16 protein-coding genes and 2 pseudogenes are annotated in these 19,164 nt (G+C 73.9%); 9 read left to right on the forward strand and 9 right to left on the reverse strand.

Annotation, left to right across the window (positions count from 1 at the left end; all coding sequences use genetic code 11):
- Positions 1 to 47: 47 nt before the first annotated feature.
- From DEJ50_RS35400 to DEJ50_RS08790, 3 genes are all read left to right on the forward strand, one after another.
- A complete protein-coding gene (locus DEJ50_RS35400; RefSeq protein ID WP_317852582.1) occupies positions 48 to 95 on the forward strand; it encodes a hypothetical protein in 48 nt (15 codons plus the stop codon).
- Positions 96 to 159: 64 nt separating this feature from the next.
- A complete protein-coding gene (locus DEJ50_RS08785) occupies positions 160 to 720 on the forward strand; it encodes a cysteine dioxygenase (RefSeq protein WP_150207017.1) in 561 nt (186 codons plus the stop codon).
- On the forward strand, positions 717 to 1,133 hold the full coding sequence (locus tag DEJ50_RS08790) for a rhodanese-like domain-containing protein (protein ID WP_150207018.1): 417 nt from the start codon (positions 717 to 719) through the stop codon (positions 1,131 to 1,133). Before DEJ50_RS08785 ends, DEJ50_RS08790 begins: the two co-directional genes overlap by 4 nt.
- A 94-nt stretch (positions 1,134 to 1,227) precedes the next feature.
- Here DEJ50_RS08790 and DEJ50_RS08795 read toward each other — a convergent pair whose 3' ends face one another.
- From DEJ50_RS08795 to recA, 3 genes are all read right to left on the reverse strand, one after another.
- Entirely contained in the window at positions 1,228 to 3,810 is a 2,583-nt protein-coding gene (locus DEJ50_RS08795) for an ABC transporter permease (RefSeq protein WP_150207019.1), read from the reverse strand.
- A 101-nt stretch (positions 3,811 to 3,911) separates the two neighbouring features.
- On the reverse strand, positions 3,912 to 4,475 hold the full coding sequence (gene recX / locus DEJ50_RS08800) for a recombination regulator RecX (RefSeq protein ID WP_150207020.1): 564 nt from the start codon (positions 4,473 to 4,475) through the stop codon (positions 3,912 to 3,914).
- A 3-nt stretch (positions 4,476 to 4,478) separates the two neighbouring features.
- Positions 4,479 to 5,597 carry a recombinase RecA gene (gene recA, locus DEJ50_RS08805; protein ID WP_150207021.1) on the reverse strand — a complete coding sequence of 373 codons (1,119 nt, stop codon included), beginning with the start codon at positions 5,595 to 5,597 and terminating at the stop codon, positions 4,479 to 4,481.
- 227 nt (positions 5,598 to 5,824) lie between these two features.
- Between recA and DEJ50_RS08810 the strand changes: the two genes are divergently transcribed.
- Positions 5,825 to 6,916: a PP2C family protein-serine/threonine phosphatase gene (locus DEJ50_RS08810; RefSeq protein ID WP_150207022.1), complete on the forward strand. Its 1,092-nt coding sequence runs from the start codon at positions 5,825 to 5,827 to the stop codon at positions 6,914 to 6,916.
- 31 nt (positions 6,917 to 6,947) lie between these two features.
- Here the strand turns inward: DEJ50_RS08810 and DEJ50_RS08815 are convergent, their stop codons facing one another.
- Complete coding sequence (locus tag DEJ50_RS08815; RefSeq protein WP_150207023.1) at positions 6,948 to 7,526, reverse strand: DUF4232 domain-containing protein; 579 nt, start codon at positions 7,524 to 7,526, stop codon at positions 6,948 to 6,950.
- A gap of 154 nt (positions 7,527 to 7,680) precedes the next feature.
- Here DEJ50_RS08815 and DEJ50_RS08820 point away from each other — a divergent pair, with 154 nt between their 5' ends.
- The 3 genes and pseudogenes from DEJ50_RS08820 (at position 7,681) to DEJ50_RS08830 (ending at position 9,674) form a co-directional block, all read left to right on the forward strand.
- On the forward strand, positions 7,681 to 8,262 hold the full coding sequence (locus DEJ50_RS08820) for a YdeI/OmpD-associated family protein (RefSeq protein WP_150207024.1): 582 nt from the start codon (positions 7,681 to 7,683) through the stop codon (positions 8,260 to 8,262).
- Between the two features lie 84 nt (positions 8,263 to 8,346).
- Positions 8,347 to 8,916 (forward strand): annotated as a pseudogene (locus DEJ50_RS08825) (MBL fold metallo-hydrolase); the annotation flags it as partial.
- A gap of 202 nt (positions 8,917 to 9,118) precedes the next feature.
- Positions 9,119 to 9,674: pseudogene (locus DEJ50_RS08830) on the forward strand (Clp protease N-terminal domain-containing protein).
- On the opposite strand, the gene DEJ50_RS08835 reads toward DEJ50_RS08830, so the two are convergent.
- Positions 9,613 to 10,752: an AI-2E family transporter gene (locus tag DEJ50_RS08835; protein ID WP_150212006.1), complete on the reverse strand. Its 1,140-nt coding sequence runs from the start codon at positions 10,750 to 10,752 to the stop codon at positions 9,613 to 9,615. The pseudogene DEJ50_RS08830 and the gene DEJ50_RS08835 sit on opposite strands and share 62 nt — an antisense overlap.
- A 347-nt stretch (positions 10,753 to 11,099) precedes the next feature.
- Complete coding sequence (locus tag DEJ50_RS08840) at positions 11,100 to 11,294, reverse strand: DUF3046 domain-containing protein (RefSeq protein ID WP_150207025.1); 195 nt, start codon at positions 11,292 to 11,294, stop codon at positions 11,100 to 11,102.
- A gap of 79 nt (positions 11,295 to 11,373) precedes the next feature.
- Between DEJ50_RS08840 and DEJ50_RS08845 the strand changes: the two genes are divergently transcribed.
- Positions 11,374 to 12,378 carry a hypothetical protein gene (locus tag DEJ50_RS08845; RefSeq protein WP_223837674.1) on the forward strand — a complete coding sequence of 335 codons (1,005 nt, stop codon included), beginning with the start codon at positions 11,374 to 11,376 and terminating at the stop codon, positions 12,376 to 12,378.
- On the opposite strand, the gene DEJ50_RS08850 is transcribed toward DEJ50_RS08845, so the two are convergent.
- The 3 genes from DEJ50_RS08850 to DEJ50_RS08860 all read right to left on the reverse strand — a co-directional run bounded on the left by DEJ50_RS08850 (position 12,347) and on the right by DEJ50_RS08860 (position 14,362).
- Entirely contained in the window at positions 12,347 to 12,655 is a 309-nt protein-coding gene (locus tag DEJ50_RS08850) for an AzlD domain-containing protein (RefSeq protein WP_150207026.1), read from the reverse strand. The genes DEJ50_RS08845 and DEJ50_RS08850 overlap by 32 nt on opposite strands.
- The gene (locus DEJ50_RS08855) at positions 12,652 to 13,332 is read right to left on the reverse strand and encodes an AzlC family ABC transporter permease (RefSeq protein ID WP_150212007.1); all 681 of its coding nucleotides are present in this window, start codon (positions 13,330 to 13,332) and stop codon (positions 12,652 to 12,654) included. Before DEJ50_RS08855 ends, DEJ50_RS08850 begins: the two co-directional genes overlap by 4 nt.
- 202 nt (positions 13,333 to 13,534) lie before the next feature.
- Positions 13,535 to 14,362 carry an AraC family transcriptional regulator gene (locus DEJ50_RS08860; protein WP_150207027.1) on the reverse strand — a complete coding sequence of 276 codons (828 nt, stop codon included), beginning with the start codon at positions 14,360 to 14,362 and terminating at the stop codon, positions 13,535 to 13,537.
- A gap of 127 nt (positions 14,363 to 14,489) precedes the next feature.
- Here DEJ50_RS08860 and DEJ50_RS08865 point away from each other — a divergent pair, with 127 nt between their 5' ends.
- Positions 14,490 to 19,127 (forward strand): ATP-dependent helicase, encoded by a 4,638-nt coding sequence (locus DEJ50_RS08865; protein WP_150207028.1) that lies wholly within the window; start codon positions 14,490 to 14,492, stop codon positions 19,125 to 19,127.
- Positions 19,128 to 19,164: the final 37 nt, after the last annotated feature.

The following is a 19,164-nucleotide window of genomic DNA, read 5'->3' on the forward strand; positions in this document are numbered from 1 at the left end:
TCGCGGACATGACCGGCACCGACGTACGCCTCTGGCGGAGGGTCCACATGGACCTGCTCCGCTATGCGGGCTGCGTCTGTCGCCCCGCCTGCTGATTCGCCTTTCTTCCGCGCGCCGTCGTGCGCGCTCCCACGCGAACCCCCAGGACGGTCATCCTCCATGTCTGCACCCTCGTACGCGCCTGCGCCCGGCCACGCCCCGGATCAGGCCACAGCCCGCCCGCACACCGGGCCCACCGCCGCCGAACTCCTCGAGTTCGCCCTGCGCACCGCCTCCGACCCGGAGGTGATCGACTCACTCCCCCTCGATCCCGAAGGCCGCACCTGGGTGCGGCTGGACGGCCCGGGCGGCAGCGAGGCCTGGCTGATCGGCTGGCCACCGGGCACCGGCACCGGCTGGCACGACCACGCCGAGTCGCGCGGCGCGTTCGCCACCGCCCGCGGCCGGCTCACCGAGCACTCCCTCGCCGTCCGGCTGCCCTCGGAGGGCTGGCAGAGCCTGGAACTGGCCGCCGGGCACGACCGGAGCCGCAGCCTCGGCCCGGGTAGCGGGCGGGCCTTCGGCGAGTACCACGTCCACGAGGTGCTCAACCCGTCCGCGGCGGAGCACGCGGTCTCGGTTCACGCGTACTACCCGCCGCTGCCGCAGATCCGCCGGTACAGCCGCACCGGCCCGGTCCTCACGCTGGAGCACGTCGAGCGCCCGGCGGACTGGGAATGAGCACCGCGCAGCCGGCCCGGACCGGCATCGACGGGCACCTGGAGCGGATCCGGGCGGGGTACGAGCGGATCGGGGCGCGGGAGGCGTACGCGGCGGTCGAGGCGGGTGAGGCCCTGCTGGTCGACACCCGGTACCAGGCGCTCCGGGAACGGGACGGGCTGATCCCGGGCGCCCTGCTGGTCGAGCGGAACGAACTGGAGTGGCGGCTGGACCCGTCCGGCAGCCACCGCGCCCCCGCGGCCACCCGGCACGATCTGCGCTGGATCGTGGTCTGCAACGAGGGGTACGCCTCCAGTCTGGCCGTGGACTCCTTGCACCGGCTGGGCCTGTACCGGGCCACCGACCTGGTCGGCGGCTTCCAGGCGTGGAAGGCGGCCGGCCTGCCGGTGACCGCGGTGGGCGCTCGCGGCTGAGTCCCGGCACGCGCGAGGGTGCCCCGGATCTCCGCGCTCCGGGGCACCCTCGCGTCGTACGGCCACCGGCCACGGGCTCGCCGGGGGCAGGGGCCTACTGCCTGGCGGTGGCCGCGTCCACCGGGCGGGCCCGGAGGGCGAGCCGGCCCGGCAGGGCGGTGGCGGCCAGGGCCAGCAGGGCGGCGATGCCGACCACCGTCGCGTACACCAGGGGCAGGACCGCGGGGGTCGCGCCGCCGGTCATACCGGTGCTGAAGGCGGTCAGGACGGCGGCTGAGATCCCGGTGCCGAGGACCGCGCCGAGCAGCAGCACCGCCAGGGCTTCCGTACGGATCATGCGGAGCACCTGGCGCCGGGTGGCACCGGCCAGCCGCAGCATCGCGAACTCGCGGATCCGCTCGGCGGTGGACATCGCCAGCGTGTTGACCACGGCGATCGCGGTGAAGGCGAGGACCAGGCCCATGCCAAGGAGGTTGATCTCGGCGCCGGCCTGCTGCCGTTCGGCGCGTGCGGTATCCGCATCGGCCGCGGAGAGGACGGCGGTACCGGGGAACTCCTGGACCGCGGCGGCCAGTTGCGCCCGGCCGGTGCCGGGCTCGGTGGCCACCAGCACACTGCTCGCGAGGGGATTGTCCAGGTGGGCGGCGACCAGGTCGTGGGGCAGGGTCAGATCGCCGAAGCCGAGACCGCGGGTGTAGACGGCGGAGACGGTGAGGGTGGCGGGGGTGCCGTCGCCGAGGTGGACGGTGAGCGGGCTGCCGGGCTTCAGGCCGAGTTGGTGGGCGGCGAGTTCGCTGACCGCGGCGCTCCGGTCGCCGAAGCCGGCCAGGGTGCCGCTGCTGACCGCGGGGTCCCAGGTCCTGGTGAGACCCTCGGGGGTGACGCCCTGGACGGCGTACTTGGTGAGGCCGACCCGGACGGTGCCGTGCACGATCTCGGTGGCGGCGGTGACCCCGGGGGTGTGCCGGATCTTCTGCGCGGCCCCGCCGGTCACGCCGGGGCCCTGCGCGGCGAGCACCCAGCCCGCCCGGACCCCGTCGCGGGCCTGGCTGCGGGCGGCGTCGCCGAGGGTGGGCTGGACGAAGAGGACCGTGCAGGTCATACCGATGAGCAGGGTGATCGGGGTGACGGCGGAGGCCATGCGGGTGGCGTTGCCGCGCAGGTTGGCGGTGGCGAGCCGGCCGTTCGTACCGGTGAGGCGCAGGGGTCCGGACAGCAGGGCGGTGGCGCCGCGCACCAGCAGCGGGCCGAGCAGCGCGACCGCTCCGGTGAGCACGACCACGGTGAGGAAGGTGACGGGGGTGGAGGCGGGCTCGGTGCGCAGGGTGCCGAGTACGGCGACCAGTACGGCCCCGCCGGCCAGCAGCAGCAGACCGGCGGCGATCCGGGCCCAGGCGGGGCGGCTGCGCTCGACCGAGGCCTCGGCGAGGGCTTCGGCCGGGCGGATCCGGGCGATGCGGCGGGAGGTGATCCGGGCTGCGGACCAGGCGCCGAGCAGGGTGGCGGCGACGGCCGCGGCCATCGGAAAGATCCCGGCGGTGCGCTCGAGGGTGGCGGGGACCGCCCCGAGCTCGACGAACCGGCCGTGCAGCCAGGCGGCCAGCGGAAGGCCGGCGAGGGCGCCGAGCACACCGGCGGCCAGGCCCACGATCACCGACTCGCGTCCGAGCAGCCGGCGGAGCTCCCCGGGGGTGGCGGCGATGGCGCGGAGCAGGGCGAGTTCGCGGTGCCGCTGCTGGACGGAGAGGGAGAAGGTGCCGACGACGACGAGGATCGCGACGAGGAGGGAGGTGCCGCCCATGGCCCCGCCCATGGAGACCAGTTTGGTGCGGGCACCGGCCGCGTCGAGGAACTCGACCGGGCCGCGGCCGTCGCCGGTGCTGACCTGTGCGGTGGTGCCGGCCAGTGCCTTGCGGAGGTCGGCGGCGAGTGCGGTGTCGCTCACTCCGGCTTTCGGCAGGACCCCGATGGCGGTGACCCGGCCGTCGCGGGCGGCGAGCCGGCGGGCCTCGGCGGCGTGGAAGAACAGGGAGGTCTGGTGTGCCGGATCGCCGTGCTCCGCGCGGGCGATGCCGCTGACGGTGTAGGTCTTCGGCTCTCCGGTGGCCTGCACGGTGAGCGGGGTGCCGGGCGTCAGCCCGGCCCGGGCGGCGAGCTCCCGGTCGACGACCACCTCGCGGTCGCTCTGGGGCGCCCGGCCGGTCGCGAGGGTGAAGGGGGTGAGCACGGCGGAGTCCCAGGCGTGCCCGTAGCTGCGCTTGCCGGAGGCGGCCGAGGCAGGGGCAGGGGCAGGGCCCGGTACCGGGGCCGGGGCCGGGATCATCGGTACGGCCTGGAAGGTCAGCTCGGGCACGGCCCGCTTCACCCCGGGCACCCGACGGACCGTCTCCAGAGTGTCCGCGGGCAGCCAGGCCCGCTCGGCCATCGGCTTGGCCTTGTGCTTGGTCTTGGTCTTGCCCTTCTTCTGCTTGACCGTGGTGCGGTGCACGTTCTGGTCGGCGGAGACCACGACCGGAGTGGCCGCGTACCGCTCGGTCCGGATCTTTCCGCGCAGTCCGGTTTCCAGCAGGGTGCCGCATGCCGTGATGAGCGCGGCGGCGCACAGGAGGGCGACAAAGGCGCCGAGGAAGCCGGCTTTGCGGTACCGGACGGACTGGAGGGCGTAACGCAGCATCATGTGCCCAACTCTGCTGTCGGCGCCGCTCCCTGGCATTGGAGCGGTCCGGCCTCCTCACCCGGGGGCTACCCCCACCCCGGGCGCGCAGCGGGTCGCCGGCGTCAGTACCCCTCGTACGGCAGGTCGTCCGTGTCTTCGCCCTCTTCCTCCAGGGCACGGCGGACCACCCGCAGGGCCATGCCTTCCGGGTAGCCCTTGCGGGCCAGCATCCCGGCGAGGCGGCGGATGCGCTTGTCCCGCTCCAGCCCCCGGGTGGAGCGGAGTTTGCGCGCCACCAGCTCCCGGGCCGTCTCTTCCTCCTGCTCGGAGTCGAGCTGTTCCAGCGCTTCGGTGACCAGGTTGCCGTCGACCCCCTTGGTGCGCAGCTCGCGGGCGAGCGCCCGGCGGGCAAGGCCGCGGCCCCGGTGGCGGGACTCGACCCAGGCGCCCGCGAACGCGGCGTCGTCGATCAGGCCCACCTCCTCGAACCGGGAGAGGACCTCCTCCGACACCTCCTCGGGGATGCCTCGCTTGTGCAGGGCGTCCGCGAGCTGCCGCCGGGTGCGCGGGCTCCCCGTGAGCAGACGCAGGCAGATGGCCCGCGCCTGCTCCTCGGGGCTCTGGGGCGGCAGCTCCTGTCCGGCCCTCGACGGACCGGAGCCACCGCCCCCGTCGTACTCCCCCATCGGTTAGCTCTTGGCCGCCGTGGTCTTGACCGCCTTGGCCTTCGCCGCCGGAGCCGGCACCGCCTTGGCCGCGTCGTCCGCGGGCGCCTCGCCGGCCGCCGCGCCCTCGGCGGGCTGCGCATCCTTCCGCACGCCCACGCCCAGCTTCTCCTTGATCTTCCGCTCGATCTCGTTGGCGAGGTCGGGGTTGTCCTTGAGGAAGTTGCGGGCGTTCTCCTTGCCCTGGCCGAGCTGGTCGCCCTCGTACGTGTACCAGGCACCGGCCTTGCGCACGAAGCCGTGCTCCACGCCCATGTCGATCAGGCCGCCCTCGCGGCTGATGCCCTGGCCGTAGAGGATGTCGAACTCGGCCTGCTTGAAGGGCGGCGCGACCTTGTTCTTGACGACCTTGACGCGGGTGCGGTTGCCGACCGCGTCGGTGCCGTCCTTGAGGGTCTCGATACGGCGGATGTCGAGGCGCACCGAGGCGTAGAACTTCAGCGCCCGGCCACCGGTGGTCGTCTCCGGGGAGCCGAACATCACACCGATCTTCTCGCGGAGCTGGTTGATGAAGATCGCCGTGGTCTTGGACTGGTTGAGCGCGCTGGTGATCTTCCGGAGCGCCTGGCTCATCAGCCGGGCCTGGAGACCCACGTGCGAGTCGCCCATCTCGCCCTCGATTTCCGCGCGCGGCACGAGCGCCGCGACGGAGTCGATGACGATGAGGTCGAGGGCACCGGAGCGGACCAGCATGTCCACGATCTCCAGGGCCTGCTCACCGGTGTCCGGCTGGGACAGGATGAGGTTGTCGGTGTCGACGCCCAGCGCCTTCGCGTACTCGGGGTCGAGCGCGTGTTCGGCGTCCACGAAGGCGACGGTGCCGCCGGCCTTCTGCGCATTGGCGACGGCGTGCAGGGTCAGGGTCGTCTTGCCGGAGGACTCCGGCCCGTACACCTCGACCACTCGGCCGCGCGGCAGCCCGCCGACGCCGAGGGCGATGTCCAGAGCGGTCGACCCGGTGGGGATGACCTCGATGGGGTCGTTCGGCCGGTCGCCGAGGCGCATCACGGCGCCCTTGCCGAATTGCCGTTCAATCTGTGCGAGCGCGGCGTCGAGCGCCTTCTCGCGGTCGGTGCCTGCCATGGGTTCCACCCGGTTTGCTTGAGTCGATCGCTTCACGCCAAAGACGCTAACGCCTGCCACTGACAATGCGCCTCCACGCCCGGTTTGGCTGTGGATAAGCCATGAGAATACGTGTTCGATTTTCCTGTCAAGCGCACCACGCCGCCCCGGCATCAGGGGGGCGGGGCGGGTGGCCGTCTCCGTCCGCCAGGGCGCTATGCCCTTATTGCACAGATATTCTGGGGTGTGTGATCGAGTCTGGACGGCCGCGGCTCCGTCGGCGCTACAGCCGGGGGAGGCTTGTGCGACTGTCCCCGGTCATTCTGACCGTCGTGATCGCCAGCCTGGCCTATGCCACTCCGCCGGAAATGGCCTTCAGCCGCCTCCTGCCCGCGGCACCGGCCCTGGCCGCCGCCATGTGGCCGGTCCTCCCCACCGTCCTGCTCGGGACGGTCTGCCTCTTCCTGATGATCGGCCTCGGCATGGTCTTCCCCGATCTGGGAACGTGGTGGACGGCCGCGGGGATCATCGCGGTCACCGTGGCCGCCGCGTACGGAAGCCACGTCCGGCTCCAGCGGGAGCGCACCCTCTTCCAGGTACGGCTCGTCGCCGAAGCGGCGCAGCAGGTGGTGCTGAGCCCCATGCCGCGCCGCTTCGGGAATGTGGAGATCGAATCGCTGTACCTCGCGGCAGCGGCGGAGGCCCGCATCGGCGGGGACTTCTACGAGGTGGTCGACACGCCCTTCGGGGTCAGACTGCTCATCGGTGACGTACGGGGCAAGGGCCTGCCGGCCGTGGGGGCGGCTGCGGCGATCGTCAACGCCTTCCGGGAGGCGGCCTACAGCGAGGCCGACATGGTCAACGTCGCACGCAGGATGGACGCCAGCAGCACCCGTTACAACGCCGCCTTTCCTCCCGACGGGCCGATGGAACGATTCGCCACCGCCCTGCTCGCCGAGATCCCGCACGAGGGCAGCCGGATCGACATCCTCAACTGCGGACATCCCCCGCCGCTGCTCCTGAACCGCAGGAAACTCCGGGTCCTGGAGCCGGCCACCCCCTCCCCGCTGCTCAGCCTCGCGGAGCTCATCGGCGATCACTACAGCGTCGACTCCTTCGAGTTCGCCCCGGGTGACCTGCTGCTCCTCTATACCGACGGCATCGCCGAGACCCGCGCCCGCGACGGCGAGTTCTTCCCGCTGGCCGCCTGGATGCGCCGACAGCCCCCGACACCGCCCCGCGAACTGCTCACGGCCCTGCACCACGACCTCCTCCGCTACAGCAGAGGACGCCTGGACGACGACATCGCCGCCCTCGCCGTACGCCTGCGCGAGTCCTGAGGACCGAGTCCTGAGGCCGGAGGAGCGGTCCTCAGCGGAACGCGGTGGCGCGGACGCTGTTGCCGCACAGGGCGAAGTCGCCGCCGTCGGCCACGCCCAGCTGGAGCTGTCCGCCCCCGACGCCCACCACGATCGAGGGGGCGACGACGGGGTCGGCGCCGGAGGCGCAGTAGCCGTCCGCTTCGCCGAGGACCGGGGTGAAGGTGAGCTGGGTCGTGGCCGTGCCGCCGACCGGCAGCCGGACGGTCCTGGCCATGCCCTGCCGGCGGACGTCCAGTGGCTTGTTCCGGTCCGGCGAGCCCTGGCCCGCGAGGGCCACGGTCGGGAAGCCCCGCAGCTCACACGCCCTCGGGCCGTCGTTGGTCACGGTGACCCGCACCTGAGTCGCGCCCGCCCGCTCTGCGCTGTCGGCCACGAGCTGGCTGCTCCTACAGGGGGCCAGCGGCGCCCGCAGCGAGACCGTCGCATCTGCCGAGGCGGAAGCCTGAGACGAGGCCGAGACCGAAGCCGGCCCCGCAGCCGAGGCCGCCGAAACGGTGCCGGCCAGGAGGCCGGCCGCGAGCAGCACCGACGAGGTCCTGACCGCGCCGCGTTTCCTGGTGCCCTTCATGGGTTCTTCTCCCCCGTCCTGGGGCCGGGCGCCACCACGTTCCGGGCACCCCGCCCGGTGTCGGTCGATCCCCTTTCACCATCGCATCGGGCGGCGGCGGCCACATCCCCGCACGGCCCGTCGGGCCCGGGGGGACGCCGGTAGCCTGACCCGCATGGAGGAACTCGCCGGAGTGGAGATCATCGCCTTCGCGGATGCCGCGGCGTTCGAGGGCTGGCTGGCCGAGCACCACACCCGCCGGGAGGGGGTGTGGATCAAGGCGGCGAAGAAGAAGTCGGGCATCCCGTCGGTCACCGAGGACGAGATGGTCGACATCGGGCTCTGCTACGGCTGGATATCCGGGCAGCGCCGGTCCTTCGACGAACTCCACTACCTCCAGAAGTATGTGCCGCGCCGCCCCCGGAGCCTGTGGTCGCAGGTGAACGTCGACAAGGTGGCGGCGCTGACGGCGGCCGGCCGGATGCGCGAACCCGGGCTGGCCGAAGTGCGGAAGGCGCAGCAGGACGGGCGGTGGGACGCCGCCTACGCATCGCAGAAGACGGCGACCGTGCCTCCCGACCTGGCGGCGGCGCTCGCCGCGGACCCCGCGGCCGGCGCCGCGTACGAGGCCCTCGACCGGACGGCGCGCTACCAGCTGATCCTGCCGCTGCTGCAGGCCCTCACGCCCACGGCGCGACAGGCCCGCCTCGACCGGGCGCTGGCCCTGCTGGCGCCGGACGGCAGGCCGGCCGAGTAGGGGCGTCTCGGGGAACGGCCGGGGCGACCATGGAAGGGAGGCAGGGGGGCAGGGAGGCAGGGGGGCAGGGAGCCCGCCATGAGCATGCACCGCGTGGGACGCGAGATCACCGTTCTCGGGGACTGCCTGGAGGTGCCCGGGATCGGGTTCCTCCCGGTCAACGCGTTCGTGCTGCACGCCGAGGAGCCCGTGGTCGTCGACACCGGCCTCGGCCTGCCCGACCGGGACTTCCTCACGGCGGTCGCCTCGGCCCTCGACCCCGCCGATGTGCGGTGGATCTGGCTGACCCACCCCGACCGCGACCACACCGGCGGCCTGTTCGCCCTGCTGGAGGCCGCCCCGCAGGCACGCGTGGTGACCACCTTCCTGGGGGCGGGGATCATGTCCACCGAACGCCCCCTCCCGATGGACCGGATCCACCTGGTCAATCCGGGCCAGTCCCTCGACGTCGGCGACCGCCGGCTCGCCGCCTTCCGGCCGCCGCTCTTCGACAATCCGGCGACCGTGGGCGACTGCTTCGGCGGGCCGATGCCCAGCGCGGAGCTGGCGGTCGGCGGGGACGCCGGGGCGGTGGATCCGGAGCAACTGAGGGCGGCGCAGTTCCTCTGGGCCTCGGTGGACAGCCCGTGGATCCACACGGCCGATGCCGACAAGTACCTCGCCACGGTCCGGCCGTTGCGCGAGATGGACCCCGAGCTGGTGCTGTGTACGCACCTGCCGCCGGCCACCGGTCTGACGGCGCGGCTGATCGAGACGGTGAGCGCCGCCCCGGGCCTCGACCCCTTCGTCGGGCCGGATCAGCAGGCACTGGAGCAGATGCTGGCCGGTTCGAGCCCGCCGGAGGGCGCGGGCCGGAATCAGGGGCGGAATCCGAGTGACAACCGGAGGCGGAGACGTCGCCGACCACCTCATCGGCCACTTCGTCGACCAGGCCCGGCGCTCCGCCTCCTGGACCGACATCGGCCGGAGCATGGGTGTCACCCGCCAGGCCGCCCAGAACGAGGCGCGCTCGGCCGGCAACGGAAATCGCCACCGAGCACCTCACCCTCGGCCTGCTCGCCGAACCCGAAGGCTTCGCCGGCCTCGCCCTGAGCGGCCAGGGCATCGATGCGGACGCCATCCGGGCGGCCGTGTCGGTCGTGCTGCCCGCGCCCGCCGACACCGTGCCCGACCTCATCCCCTTCGGCGCGGGCGGCAAGAAGGCCCTGGAGCTCACGTTCCGGGAGGCACTGCGGCTCGGCCACAACTACGTCGGCACCGAGCACATCCTCCTCGCGCTGCTGGAGCTGGGGAACGGCGAGGGCGTACTCAGCAGCCTCGGCGCCGACAAGTCGAGGGCCGAGGCGGCCATCACCGAAGCCTTGGCCAGCGCCATAGGCGCGGCCGGGGCGCAGACCCCGCCCGCGAAGTAGGGTCCGCTCCGCCGCCACGGGCTGCGCCGGCCGCGCCGCCGGTGCCGTCGTCGGCCACCTCGTACCGCTTCACGTACGCGCCGAGGAAGGCCTGCAGCGTGGCCACGGCCGGGATCGCGATCAGCGCCCCGACCGCGCCGAGCAGCGCCGTCCCGGCGACCACGGACCCGAAGGCCACCGCCGGGTGGATGTCGACCGTCCGCGAGGTCAGCTTGGGCTGCAGCACATAGTTCTCGAACTGCTGGTAGATGACCACGAATCCGAGCACGTACAGCGCGTACCAGGGATTGACGGTGAAGGCGATCAGCATCGGCAGCGCGCCCGCGAGATAGGTGCCGATGGTGGGGATGAACTGCGAGACCAGCCCCACCCAGACGGCCAGGGCGGGCGCGTAGTCCAACTCCAGGATCATGAACAGGATGTAGTGCGCGATGCCGGAGATCAGTGCCATCAGGCCGCGGGAGTAGAGGTATCCGCCGGTCTTGGCGACGGCGATCTCCCAGGCCCGCAGCACCTCGGACTGCTTGGCGGGCGGGAGTACCGAGCACAGCGCGCGCCGCAGCCGCGGCCCGTCGGCGGCGAAGTAGAACGCGAACAGCCCGATCGTCAGAAGCCGGAAGAGCCCGCCGAGCACGGTGGCGGACACGTCGAGGACGCCGCTCGCGCTGTTCTGTACGTACCTCTGCAGCCAGTCGGAGCGCAGCAGGCTGTCCTGGATCTCCAGCCGGGACAACTCGGTGTTGAAGGTGGTGTTGATCGAGTTGATGACGTCGTCCAGGTAGTCCGGGAAGTCCTCGATGATCTCGATGATCTGTCCGGCGAGCATCGAGCCGAGGAGCACCACGAAGCCCACGGACGCCACGAACACGGCAAGGAAGACCAGGAAGGTGGCGAGTCCCCGGCGCACGCCGCGGGCGGCCATCCGGGAGACCGCGGGTTCGATCGCGAGCGCCAGGAAGAACGCGATCAGGATGTTGATGAGCAGGCCGATGAGCTGGTGGAAGGCCCAGCTGCCCAGTTGGAAGCAGGCGTAGAGGGCGAGGGTCAGGACCACCGCGCGCGGCAGCCAGCGCGGCATCCGGGCCGCCGGGTCCACGGCCGTGCCCAGGCCGGCGCCCCGGCCGCCGCCGGTGCCGTGCGGTTCGGTGTGCGGTCCGGACCCGGGCGGATCCGCCGGGTCGGCTCCGGTCCCGGTTCCGGCCGGCGGGGCCGTCGCGGACTCCGGGAGTCTTGCCCCCGGCACGGAAGGGCCGGAGCGCGCATGACCCGGCCGGCCGGCCTGGTCGGGCTGATCGGTCTCATCGGTGGCTGCCACGCGGCCAAGTCTCGCGCACCGGCGGCCGGGCGCGGGCGGCACCCGGTGAGGCCGGCCGGACCGGGGCCGGGATCAGGGGCCGGGGATCAGGCGTGCCGGCTGCACCGGGGTCAGCGCAGGTGGGCCGGGACGCCCATGGCCGCGCACACCGCGCGCCACACGTCCTTGGTCTCCCAGCCGGCGTCCAGCGCCTGGTGGACCGTACGTCCCCCCAGCTCGGTCATGACGTGGTCACGCGCGAAGGAGTCGGCGTAGGACTCACCGAAGTGCTCCGCCATCCGCTCCCAGAAAATCGTCAACCTCATGGGCCCAGTATCCCGCCCCGGAGAGTGCACCCGGTCCGTTCCGGCCGCCCCGGACCGCAGCCCGGCCTACCGTGCGGCCATGTCCAGAACCCCGGAACCGGCAGCGCTGCCCGGTTCGCCCCTGGCCCGTGCCGAGCAGTTCGTCTGGCTCACCGCCCGGGTGCTGGAGCAGCGCCGGTTCGCGTTCCACTTCCTCGCCGGTGACCGGGATGCGGTGGACGCGGCCCTCGGCTCGTACCTGAACGCGGACGGCGGGTACGGGCACGCACTCGACCCGGATCTCCGCGGTCCGCTCAGCCAGCCCCTGCACACCGTCCACGCGCTCCGCATCCTGGACGGCCTGGGCCGGTGCGCCGGGCAGCGCATCGAGCGGCTCTGCCGCCACCTGGCCGCGGTCTCCACGCCCGACGGCGCGCTGCCGGCGGTGTTTCCCGGCCCGCGCCCCTACCCGGCCGCCCCCTACCACCCGGTGCTGGACGATCCGCCGGGCGAGCTGCTGACCACCGGGCCGGTGGTGGGGCTGCTGCACCGCAACCGCATCTGGCACGCCTGGCTGTTCCGGGCCACCGAGTTCTGCTGGGAACGCGTCGAGAACCTGCGGCGCTCGCATCCGTACGAGATCCAGGCCGCGGTGGCCTTCCTGGACGGGGCGCCGGACCGGGCCCGGGCCTCCGCGGCTGCCGACCGGCTGGGTCGGCTGGCCCGGGCGGCCGGACTGGTCGTCCTCGACCCGCGGCGACGCGCCGAGTACCCGGTGGCGCCCGGCTACGCACCGGGCGAGCAGCTGTTCCCGCACGATCTCGCCCGCCAACCGGAATCCCTGGCCCGCGGCTGGTTCACCGACGAGGAGCTGCGACGGTCGCTGGACTTCCTGGCGGCGGAGCAGCAGGAGGACGGCGGCTGGCCGGTACGCCGGCGGTGCTGGGCCCCGGGCAGCTCGCTGGAGCGGCGGCCGATCGTCACCCTGGAGGCGCTGCTGACCCTGCGCGCGTACGGCCGCCCGCTCGACGGAGGTCCGCCGGGCCCTGGCCCGGGGGGCGCCGGCCCGGGGCTCAGCCGCCCAGGGCCCGGACTCCGGCGGTGACCACCACCGCAGCCGCGACCACGATCAGGAACGGGGCCCGGAGCAGCAGGGCGACCCCGGCGGCGGCGAGCCCGGCCGCCCGGGCATCGACCACCAGCGCGGATCCGGTGCTGAAGGTCTGCTGGGCGGTCAGCGCGGCGAGCAGGGCGACCGGCAGCAGGGCGGCCAGCCGCTGCACCAGCGGGCGCTCCAGCACACCGGCCGGGACGAGCAGTCCGGCCAGCTTGAGCAGGTAGCAGCCGAGGACGGTGGCGCCGATGGCGATCCAGACGTTCACGAGCGGCGTCCCTTCAGGAAGAGGATCACGGGCGCGGCGAGGGCGGCGACCAGCACCGGCACTCCGGCCGGCAGCACCGGCAGGAAGCCCAGTCCGAGGATCAGGGCGAGCGCGGCCACGGCCCGCTCGGTGGCGGTGCGCAGCATGGGGGCGAGCAGGGCGAGGAAGACCGCGGGTCCGGCGGCGTCCAGGCCCCACTTGTTGGTGTCACCGATGGCCTCGGCGCCCAGGGCCCCGAGCAGGGTGGTGAGGTTCCACAGCAGGAACAGGCTGAGCCCGGTGACGGTGAAACCGAGCCGGGCGGCGCCCCGGTCCTTCTGGGCGAGGGAGACGGCGGCGGTCTCGTCGATCACCCAGTGCGCGGCGAACGGCCGGAGGGCGCGGGGCAGGGCCAGCAGCTGGGACAGCCGCAGCCCGTAGAAGGCGTTGCGGGTCCCGAGGAAGAAGGCTCCGGCGGCGGCGGTGAACGGGTTCCCGCCCGCGGCCAGCGCCCCGACCAGGGCGAACTGCGAGGCGCCGGTGAACACCAGCAGGCTGAGCACGCAGGCCTGGAGCACGCTGATGCCGGCCCCGGCGGCGGTCACCCCGAAGGCGAAGCCGGAGAGTCCGACGGCAACCCCGACACCGAGGGAGTCGCGAACGACGGCCCGGCGGCCCGCGCCGGTCGGCCGGGCCACCGCCGTCTGCCCCTGGGGCGCCGGCGCCGAGGGTTGTGTCTGTGTCTGAGGCTGCTGCTGAGTCACGCCCCGACGCTATGCGGACGCGCGAGGCGCCGTCTTGTACGTTCTTGCGCGGCCAGCGCAGCCAGCGCAGCCAGCGCGGCCGGACGGGCCGCAGCCGCGCGCCGGAACCACGCGCCGGAACCACGGCCCGGACGCCCTACCGTGTGCGCTCGCGCCGGTACGCGCCGGGCGGGACGCCCACGATCCGGGTGAAATGCCGGTTCAGGTGTGGCTGGTCGGTGAAGCCGACCGCCACGGCCGCCACGGCCGGCGGGGTGCCCTCCCCCAGCAGCAGGCGGGCGCGCCGCACCCGGGCGTCGGTCAGCCAGGTGTGCGGCGGCATCCCGTACCGCTCGCGGAAGGCCCGGAGCAGGGCGAACGGGCTGGTGCCCAGCTGTGCGGCGAGCTGTTCCAGGGACGGCGGGTCCGCGAGCCGGTCCTCCAGGACCGCACGGGCCCGCTCGGCGGTGCCGGTGCCGGCCCCCGCGGCCGGCCGGCCGGGCAGAGCGCCGCCGTGGCCGCGGAGCATCCGGGCCACCACGATCCGCAGCAGGCTGTCGGCGGCCAGCGCATTGCCCAGTTCGGCGGCCCGGTGGATCTCGGTGATCAGGCGGGCTCCCTCCGCGTCCATGACCAGTGTGTCGGTGAAGGCGGGGGTGCCGCGCAGGGTGGTGAGGTCGGCGGCGACCTCGGCGACCAGGTCGGGCGCCGGGTAGAGAGTGGAGTAGGCCCAGCCCCCGGGGGTCCCGGCCCGGGCCGTGTGCGGGACCTCGGGGTTGATCAGCACCACACTGCCCGGTCCGGCGCGCTCGGTCGCCCCGGGCAGGCCGATCTCCTCGATGCCGCAGGTCACGGCGGCGATGACATAGCCGTCGTGGGTGTGCCGGGGGAAGGTGTGGCGGACGTAGTGGGCGCGCAGCAGATCCAGGCCGGGCAGTTCCGGGTACTGCCAGTGCCGCGCCCATTCCCCGCCGTCTCTCCCCATCCCCCCATTCTGCGCGTCCCCCGCATCCCCCGCGTCCCTGCGCTCCCCGCGACCCCTGCGCCACCTGCGCCCGGTGCGTTTTCCACAGGCTCGGCCCGCTGTCGGTGGCGGGGTGCACGATGGTGCCATGACCGGCTCCGCGCTCAACTCGTTCTCCCCTGCGACCCGCTCCTGGTTCACGGGGGCCTTCGTCGCGCCCACTTCCGCCCAGGAGGGCGCCTGGCGGGCCATCGGTGCGGGCTCGGACGTGCTGGTGGTGGCGCCGACCGGGTCCGGCAAGACCCTGGCGGCCTTCCTCGCCGCCCTGGACCGGCTGGCCTCCGTCCCGCCGCCCGCGGATCCGAAGAAGCGCTGCCGGGTGTTGTACGTATCCCCGCTGAAGGCCCTCGCGGTGGATGTGGAGCGGAACCTGCGCAGCCCGCTGACCGGGATCCGGCAGGAGGCGGTGCGGCTGGGGCTGCCCGAGCCGGAGATCCGGGTGGGGATCCGGTCCGGGGACACCCCGGCGGCGGAGCGGCGGGCGCTGGCCACCCGGCCGCCGGACATCCTCATCACCACCCCCGAATCGCTGTTCCTGATGCTGACCTCGGCGGCCCGCGAAGCCCTGGCCGGGATCGAGACGGTGATCCTGGACGAGGTGCACGCCGTCGCCGGGACGAAGCGGGGCGCGCATCTGGCGCTGTCCCTGGAGCGGCTGGACGAGCTGCTGCCGGGTCCGGCGCGCCGGATCGGACTGTCGGCGACGGTCCGGCCGGTGGACGAGGTGGCCCGCTATCTGGCGCCGCGCGGCAGAGTCGAGATCGTCCAGCCGCCGTCGGCCAAGGAGTTCGACCTGTCGGTGGTCGTCCCGGTGGAGGACATGGGCGAGTTGGGCGGCTCGCCAGCCACGGAGGAGCGGGAGGGCGGCGACAAGCCGTCGATCTGGCCGCATGTGGAGGAGCGGATCGCTGACCTGGTCCAGGCGCACCGGTCGACGATCGTGTTCGCCAATTCGCGGCGGCTCGCGGAGCGGCTGTGCAACCGGCTCAACGAGATCGCGTACGAGCGGGCCATGGGCACTCCGCTGGCCGAAGGGGCCCCGCCGCCGGCCGAGATCATGGCCCAGTCGGGGGCCGCGAGGGGCGCCCCGCCGCTGCTGGCGCGGGCGCACCACGGTTCGGTGTCCAAGGAGCAGCGGGCCCTGGTCGAGGAGGATCTGAAGGCCGGCCGGCTGCCGGCCGTGGTGGCGACCTCCAGCCTGGAACTGGGCATCGACATGGGGGCGGTGGACCTGGTGGTGCAGGTGGAGTCGCCGCCGTCGGTGGCCTCGGGGCTGCAGCGGGTCGGCCGGGCCGGGCACCAGGTCGGTGCGGTGTCCCGGGGTGTGGTGTTCCCCAAGTACCGGGGCGATCTGGTGCAGTCGGCGGTGGTCACCGAGCGGATGCGGTCCGGGTCCATCGAGTCGCTGCGGATCCCGTCGAACCCGCTGGACGTGCTGGCGCAGCAGATCGTGGCGATGACCGCGATGGACACCTGGCAGTGGGACGACCTGATCGCCCTGGTGCGGCGGGCGGCGCCGTTTGCCGCACTGCCCGAATCGGCGTTCACCGCGGTACTGGACATGCTGGCGGGCCGTTATCCCTCGGACGCGTTCGCGGAGTTGCGGCCCCGGGTGGTCTGGGACCGGGTGGCGGGTACGATCACGGGCCGGCCGGGCGCGCAGCGGCTCGCGGTCACCTCCGGCGGGACCATCCCGGACCGGGGCCTGTTCGGGGTGTTCCTCGCCGGGGCCGACCCGAAGAAGGGCGGCGGCCGGGTCGGCGAGCTCGACGAGGAGATGGTGTACGAGTCCCGGATCGGGGACGTGTTCACGCTGGGCACCACCTCCTGGCGGATCGAGGACATCACCCGGGACCGGGTGCTGGTCTCGCCCGCGCCCGGGGTGCCGGGGCGGCTGCCGTTCTGGAAGGGCGACCAGCTGGGCCGGCCGCTGGAACTGGGCCGGGCGGTCGGCGCGTTCCTCCGGGAGCTGGGCGGCCTGTCCGAGGAGGATGCCCGGCTGCGGCTGCTGGCGGCCGGACTGGACGCCTGGGCCGCCGGAAATGTGCTCGCCTATCTGGCGGAGCAGCGCGAGGCCTGCGGTCATGTGCCCGACGACCGGACCATCGTGGTGGAACGGTTCCGGGACGAGCTGGGCGACTGGCGGGTGGTGGTCCACTCCCCCTTCGGTGCACAGGTGCACGCCCCGTGGGCGCTGGCGCTGGGCTCCCGGCTCGCCGAGCGGTACGGCATGGACGCGCAGGTGATGCACGCCGACGACGGGATCGTGCTGCGGCTGCCGGACGCCGACCTGCTGGGCATGGACCTCCTCGACCACGACCCGCTGGGCGCGCCCGCCTTCGAGTTCGACAGCGAGCAGGCCCCGTTGGGCGCCGCCGATGTCGCCTTCGACCGGGGCGAGGTGGACCGGATCGTCACCGAGCAGGTGGGCGGTTCGGCGTTGTTCGCCTCCCGGTTCCGGGAGTGCGCGGCCCGGGCCCTGCTGCTCCCGCGCCGCAGCCCGGGCAAGCGGACCCCGCTGTGGCAGCAGCGGCAGCGGGCCGCCCAGCTGCTGTCGGTGGCGTCCGAGTTCGGGTCCTTCCCGATCGTGCTGGAGGCGGTCCGCGAATGCCTCCAGGACGTGTTCGACGTCCCGGGCCTGACCGAGCTGATGGGGGACATCGAGGCGCGCCGGGTCCGCCTGGTCGAGGTCACCACCCCCGAACCCTCCCCGTTCGCCCGGTCCCTGCTGTTCGGGTATGTGGCCCAGTTCCTGTACGAGGGGGACTCCCCGCTCGCGGAGCGCCGGACGGCGGCGCTGTCGCTGGACTCCCGGCTGCTGGCCGAGCTGCTCGGCCAGGCGGAGCTGCGGGAGCTACTGGATCCGGAGGTGCTGGCCGAGCTGGAGCGGGAGCTCCAGTGGCTGCCGACCGAGGGGGGCGAGGACGGAGAGGGCGCCGAGGAGGGCGGGCGTCCGGGACGCCGGGTCAAGGACGTCGAATCGGTGGCCGATGTGCTCCGGCTGCTGGGCCCGCTGACCGCGGCCGAGCTGGCCGAGCGTGGCGCGGACCCGGCCTGGGCCGGGGAGCTCGCCGCGGCCCGCCGGATCATCGCGGTCCGGATCGGGGGCGCCGACCACTGGGCTGCGATCGAGGACGCGGGCCGGCTGCGGGATGCCCTGGGCACGGCCCTGCCGGTGGGTGTCCCGGAGGCGTTCACCGAACCGGTGAAGGACCCGCTGGGTGATCTGCTGGCCCGGTTCGCCCGTACCCACGGCCCGTTCACCACGGCCACCGCCGCGGCCCGGTTCGGGCTGGGTGCCGCGGTGACCGAGGGCGCCCTGCACCGGCTGGCGGCAGCCGGGCGGGTGGTGCAGGGCGAGTTCCATCCCTCCGGGATCGGCCAGGAGTGGTGCGATGCGACGGTGCTGCGGCGGCTGCGCCGGCGCTCGCTGGCCGCGCTCCGGCAGGAGCTGGAGCCCGTCCCGCCGGCCGCGCTGGCCACCTTCCTGCCGCAGTGGCAGCACCTGGGCGGGGCGCTGCGCGGGATCGACGGGCTGGCCCGGGCGGTCGAGCAGCTCCAGGGTGCCCCGGTGCCGGCCTCGGCGCTGGAGCGGCTGATCCTGCCGTCCCGGGTCAGCGGGTACTCCCCGGCCCTGCTCGACGAGCTGACCACGACCGGCGAGGTGGTCTGGGCGGGTGCGGGGGCGCTGCCCGGCAAGGACGGCTGGGTGTCGCTGTACCTCGCGGATGCGGCTCCGCTTCTGCTGCCGCCGCCGCATCCACTGGAGCAGAGCCCGCTGCACCAGGCGGTGCTGGACTGCCTGGCCGGGGGGTACGGCCTGTTCTTCCGCCAGATCGCGGAGTCGGTGCGCACCGGATGGCCCGAGGCGACCGACGTCCAGCTGTCGGAGGTGCTGTGGGACCTCGCCTGGTCGGGCCGGCTGACGAACGACACCCTGGCCCCGCTCCGCTCCCTGCTCGGTTCGGGGCGGACCGCGGGTGCCACCGCGCACCGGGCCCGGCGTACGGTTCCGCGCGGCCGGTACGGCACGTTGAGCGCCTCGGTGTCCCGGCCCGGTCCGCCCACGGTCTCCGGTCGCTGGTCGCTGCTCCCGGCCCATGCCCCGGAGCCGACCCACCGGGCGCACGCCCTGGCCCGGACCCTGCTGGACCGGCACGGGGTGGTCACCCGGGGTGCGGTCCAGGCCGAGGGGGTGGAGGGCGGTTTCAGCGCGGTCTACCGGGTCCTGTCCGCGTTCGAGGACAGCGGCCAGGCCCGCCGGGGCTATGTGGTGGAGGGGCTGGGCGCGGCCCAGTTCGCGATGGACGGTGCGGTGGACCGGCTGCGGGCGGCGGAGCGCACCCCGCCGCCGCTGGCCGCCGTGGTGCTGGCGGCGGCCGATCCGGCGAATGCGTACGGGGCGGCCCTGGCCTGGCCCGAGCCCCCGGCCGGGGCTTCGCACAAGCCGGGCCGCAAGGCCGGCTCGCTGGTGGTGCTGGTGGACGGTGAACTGGTGCTGTATCTGGAGCGCGGCGGGAAGACCCTGCTGGCCTGGCCGCCCGCCGAGGACCCCCGGCTGGAGGCGGCGACCGCCGCGCTGGCCGCGGGCTCCCGGGCGGGCACGGTGCCGGACCTCACGGTGGAGCGGATCAACACGGCCGCGGCCCTGACCTCCCCGCTGGGGAAGGTGCTGGAGGCGGCGGGCTTCCACGCCACTCCCAGGGGGCTGCGGCTGCGCCACTGAAGCCGTGCCACTGAAGCCGCGGTCCGGTCCGGCCGCG

Source organism: Streptomyces venezuelae, from assembly GCF_008642295.1.
Lineage (GTDB): Bacteria > Actinomycetota > Actinomycetes > Streptomycetales > Streptomycetaceae > Streptomyces > Streptomyces venezuelae_C.

Excerpts from the sequence above, each read along its gene's own strand:
- DEJ50_RS08790 (WP_150207018.1), top strand. The coding sequence starts at position 717 with ATGAGCACCGCGCAGCCGGCCCGGACCGGCATCGACGGGCACCTGGAG.
- DEJ50_RS08820 (WP_150207024.1), top strand. The coding sequence starts at position 7,681 with ATGGAGGAACTCGCCGGAGTGGAGATCATCGCCTTCGCGGATGCCGCG.
- DEJ50_RS08860 (WP_150207027.1), bottom strand. The coding sequence starts at position 14,362 with ATGGGGAGAGACGGCGGGGAATGGGCGCGGCACTGGCAGTACCCGGAA.
- DEJ50_RS08840 (WP_150207025.1), bottom strand. The coding sequence starts at position 11,294 with ATGAGGTTGACGATTTTCTGGGAGCGGATGGCGGAGCACTTCGGTGAG.
- DEJ50_RS08795 (WP_150207019.1), bottom strand. The coding sequence starts at position 3,810 with ATGATGCTGCGTTACGCCCTCCAGTCCGTCCGGTACCGCAAAGCCGGC.
- recX (WP_150207020.1), bottom strand. The coding sequence starts at position 4,475 with ATGGGGGAGTACGACGGGGGCGGTGGCTCCGGTCCGTCGAGGGCCGGA.
- DEJ50_RS08865 (WP_150207028.1), top strand. The coding sequence starts at position 14,490 with ATGACCGGCTCCGCGCTCAACTCGTTCTCCCCTGCGACCCGCTCCTGG.
- DEJ50_RS08845 (WP_223837674.1), top strand. The coding sequence starts at position 11,374 with ATGTCCAGAACCCCGGAACCGGCAGCGCTGCCCGGTTCGCCCCTGGCC.
- DEJ50_RS08785 (WP_150207017.1), top strand. The coding sequence starts at position 160 with ATGTCTGCACCCTCGTACGCGCCTGCGCCCGGCCACGCCCCGGATCAG.
- recA (WP_150207021.1), bottom strand. The coding sequence starts at position 5,597 with ATGGCAGGCACCGACCGCGAGAAGGCGCTCGACGCCGCGCTCGCACAG.
- DEJ50_RS08815 (WP_150207023.1), bottom strand. The coding sequence starts at position 7,526 with ATGAAGGGCACCAGGAAACGCGGCGCGGTCAGGACCTCGTCGGTGCTG.
- DEJ50_RS08835 (WP_150212006.1), bottom strand. The coding sequence starts at position 10,752 with ATGCCGCGCTGGCTGCCGCGCGCGGTGGTCCTGACCCTCGCCCTCTAC.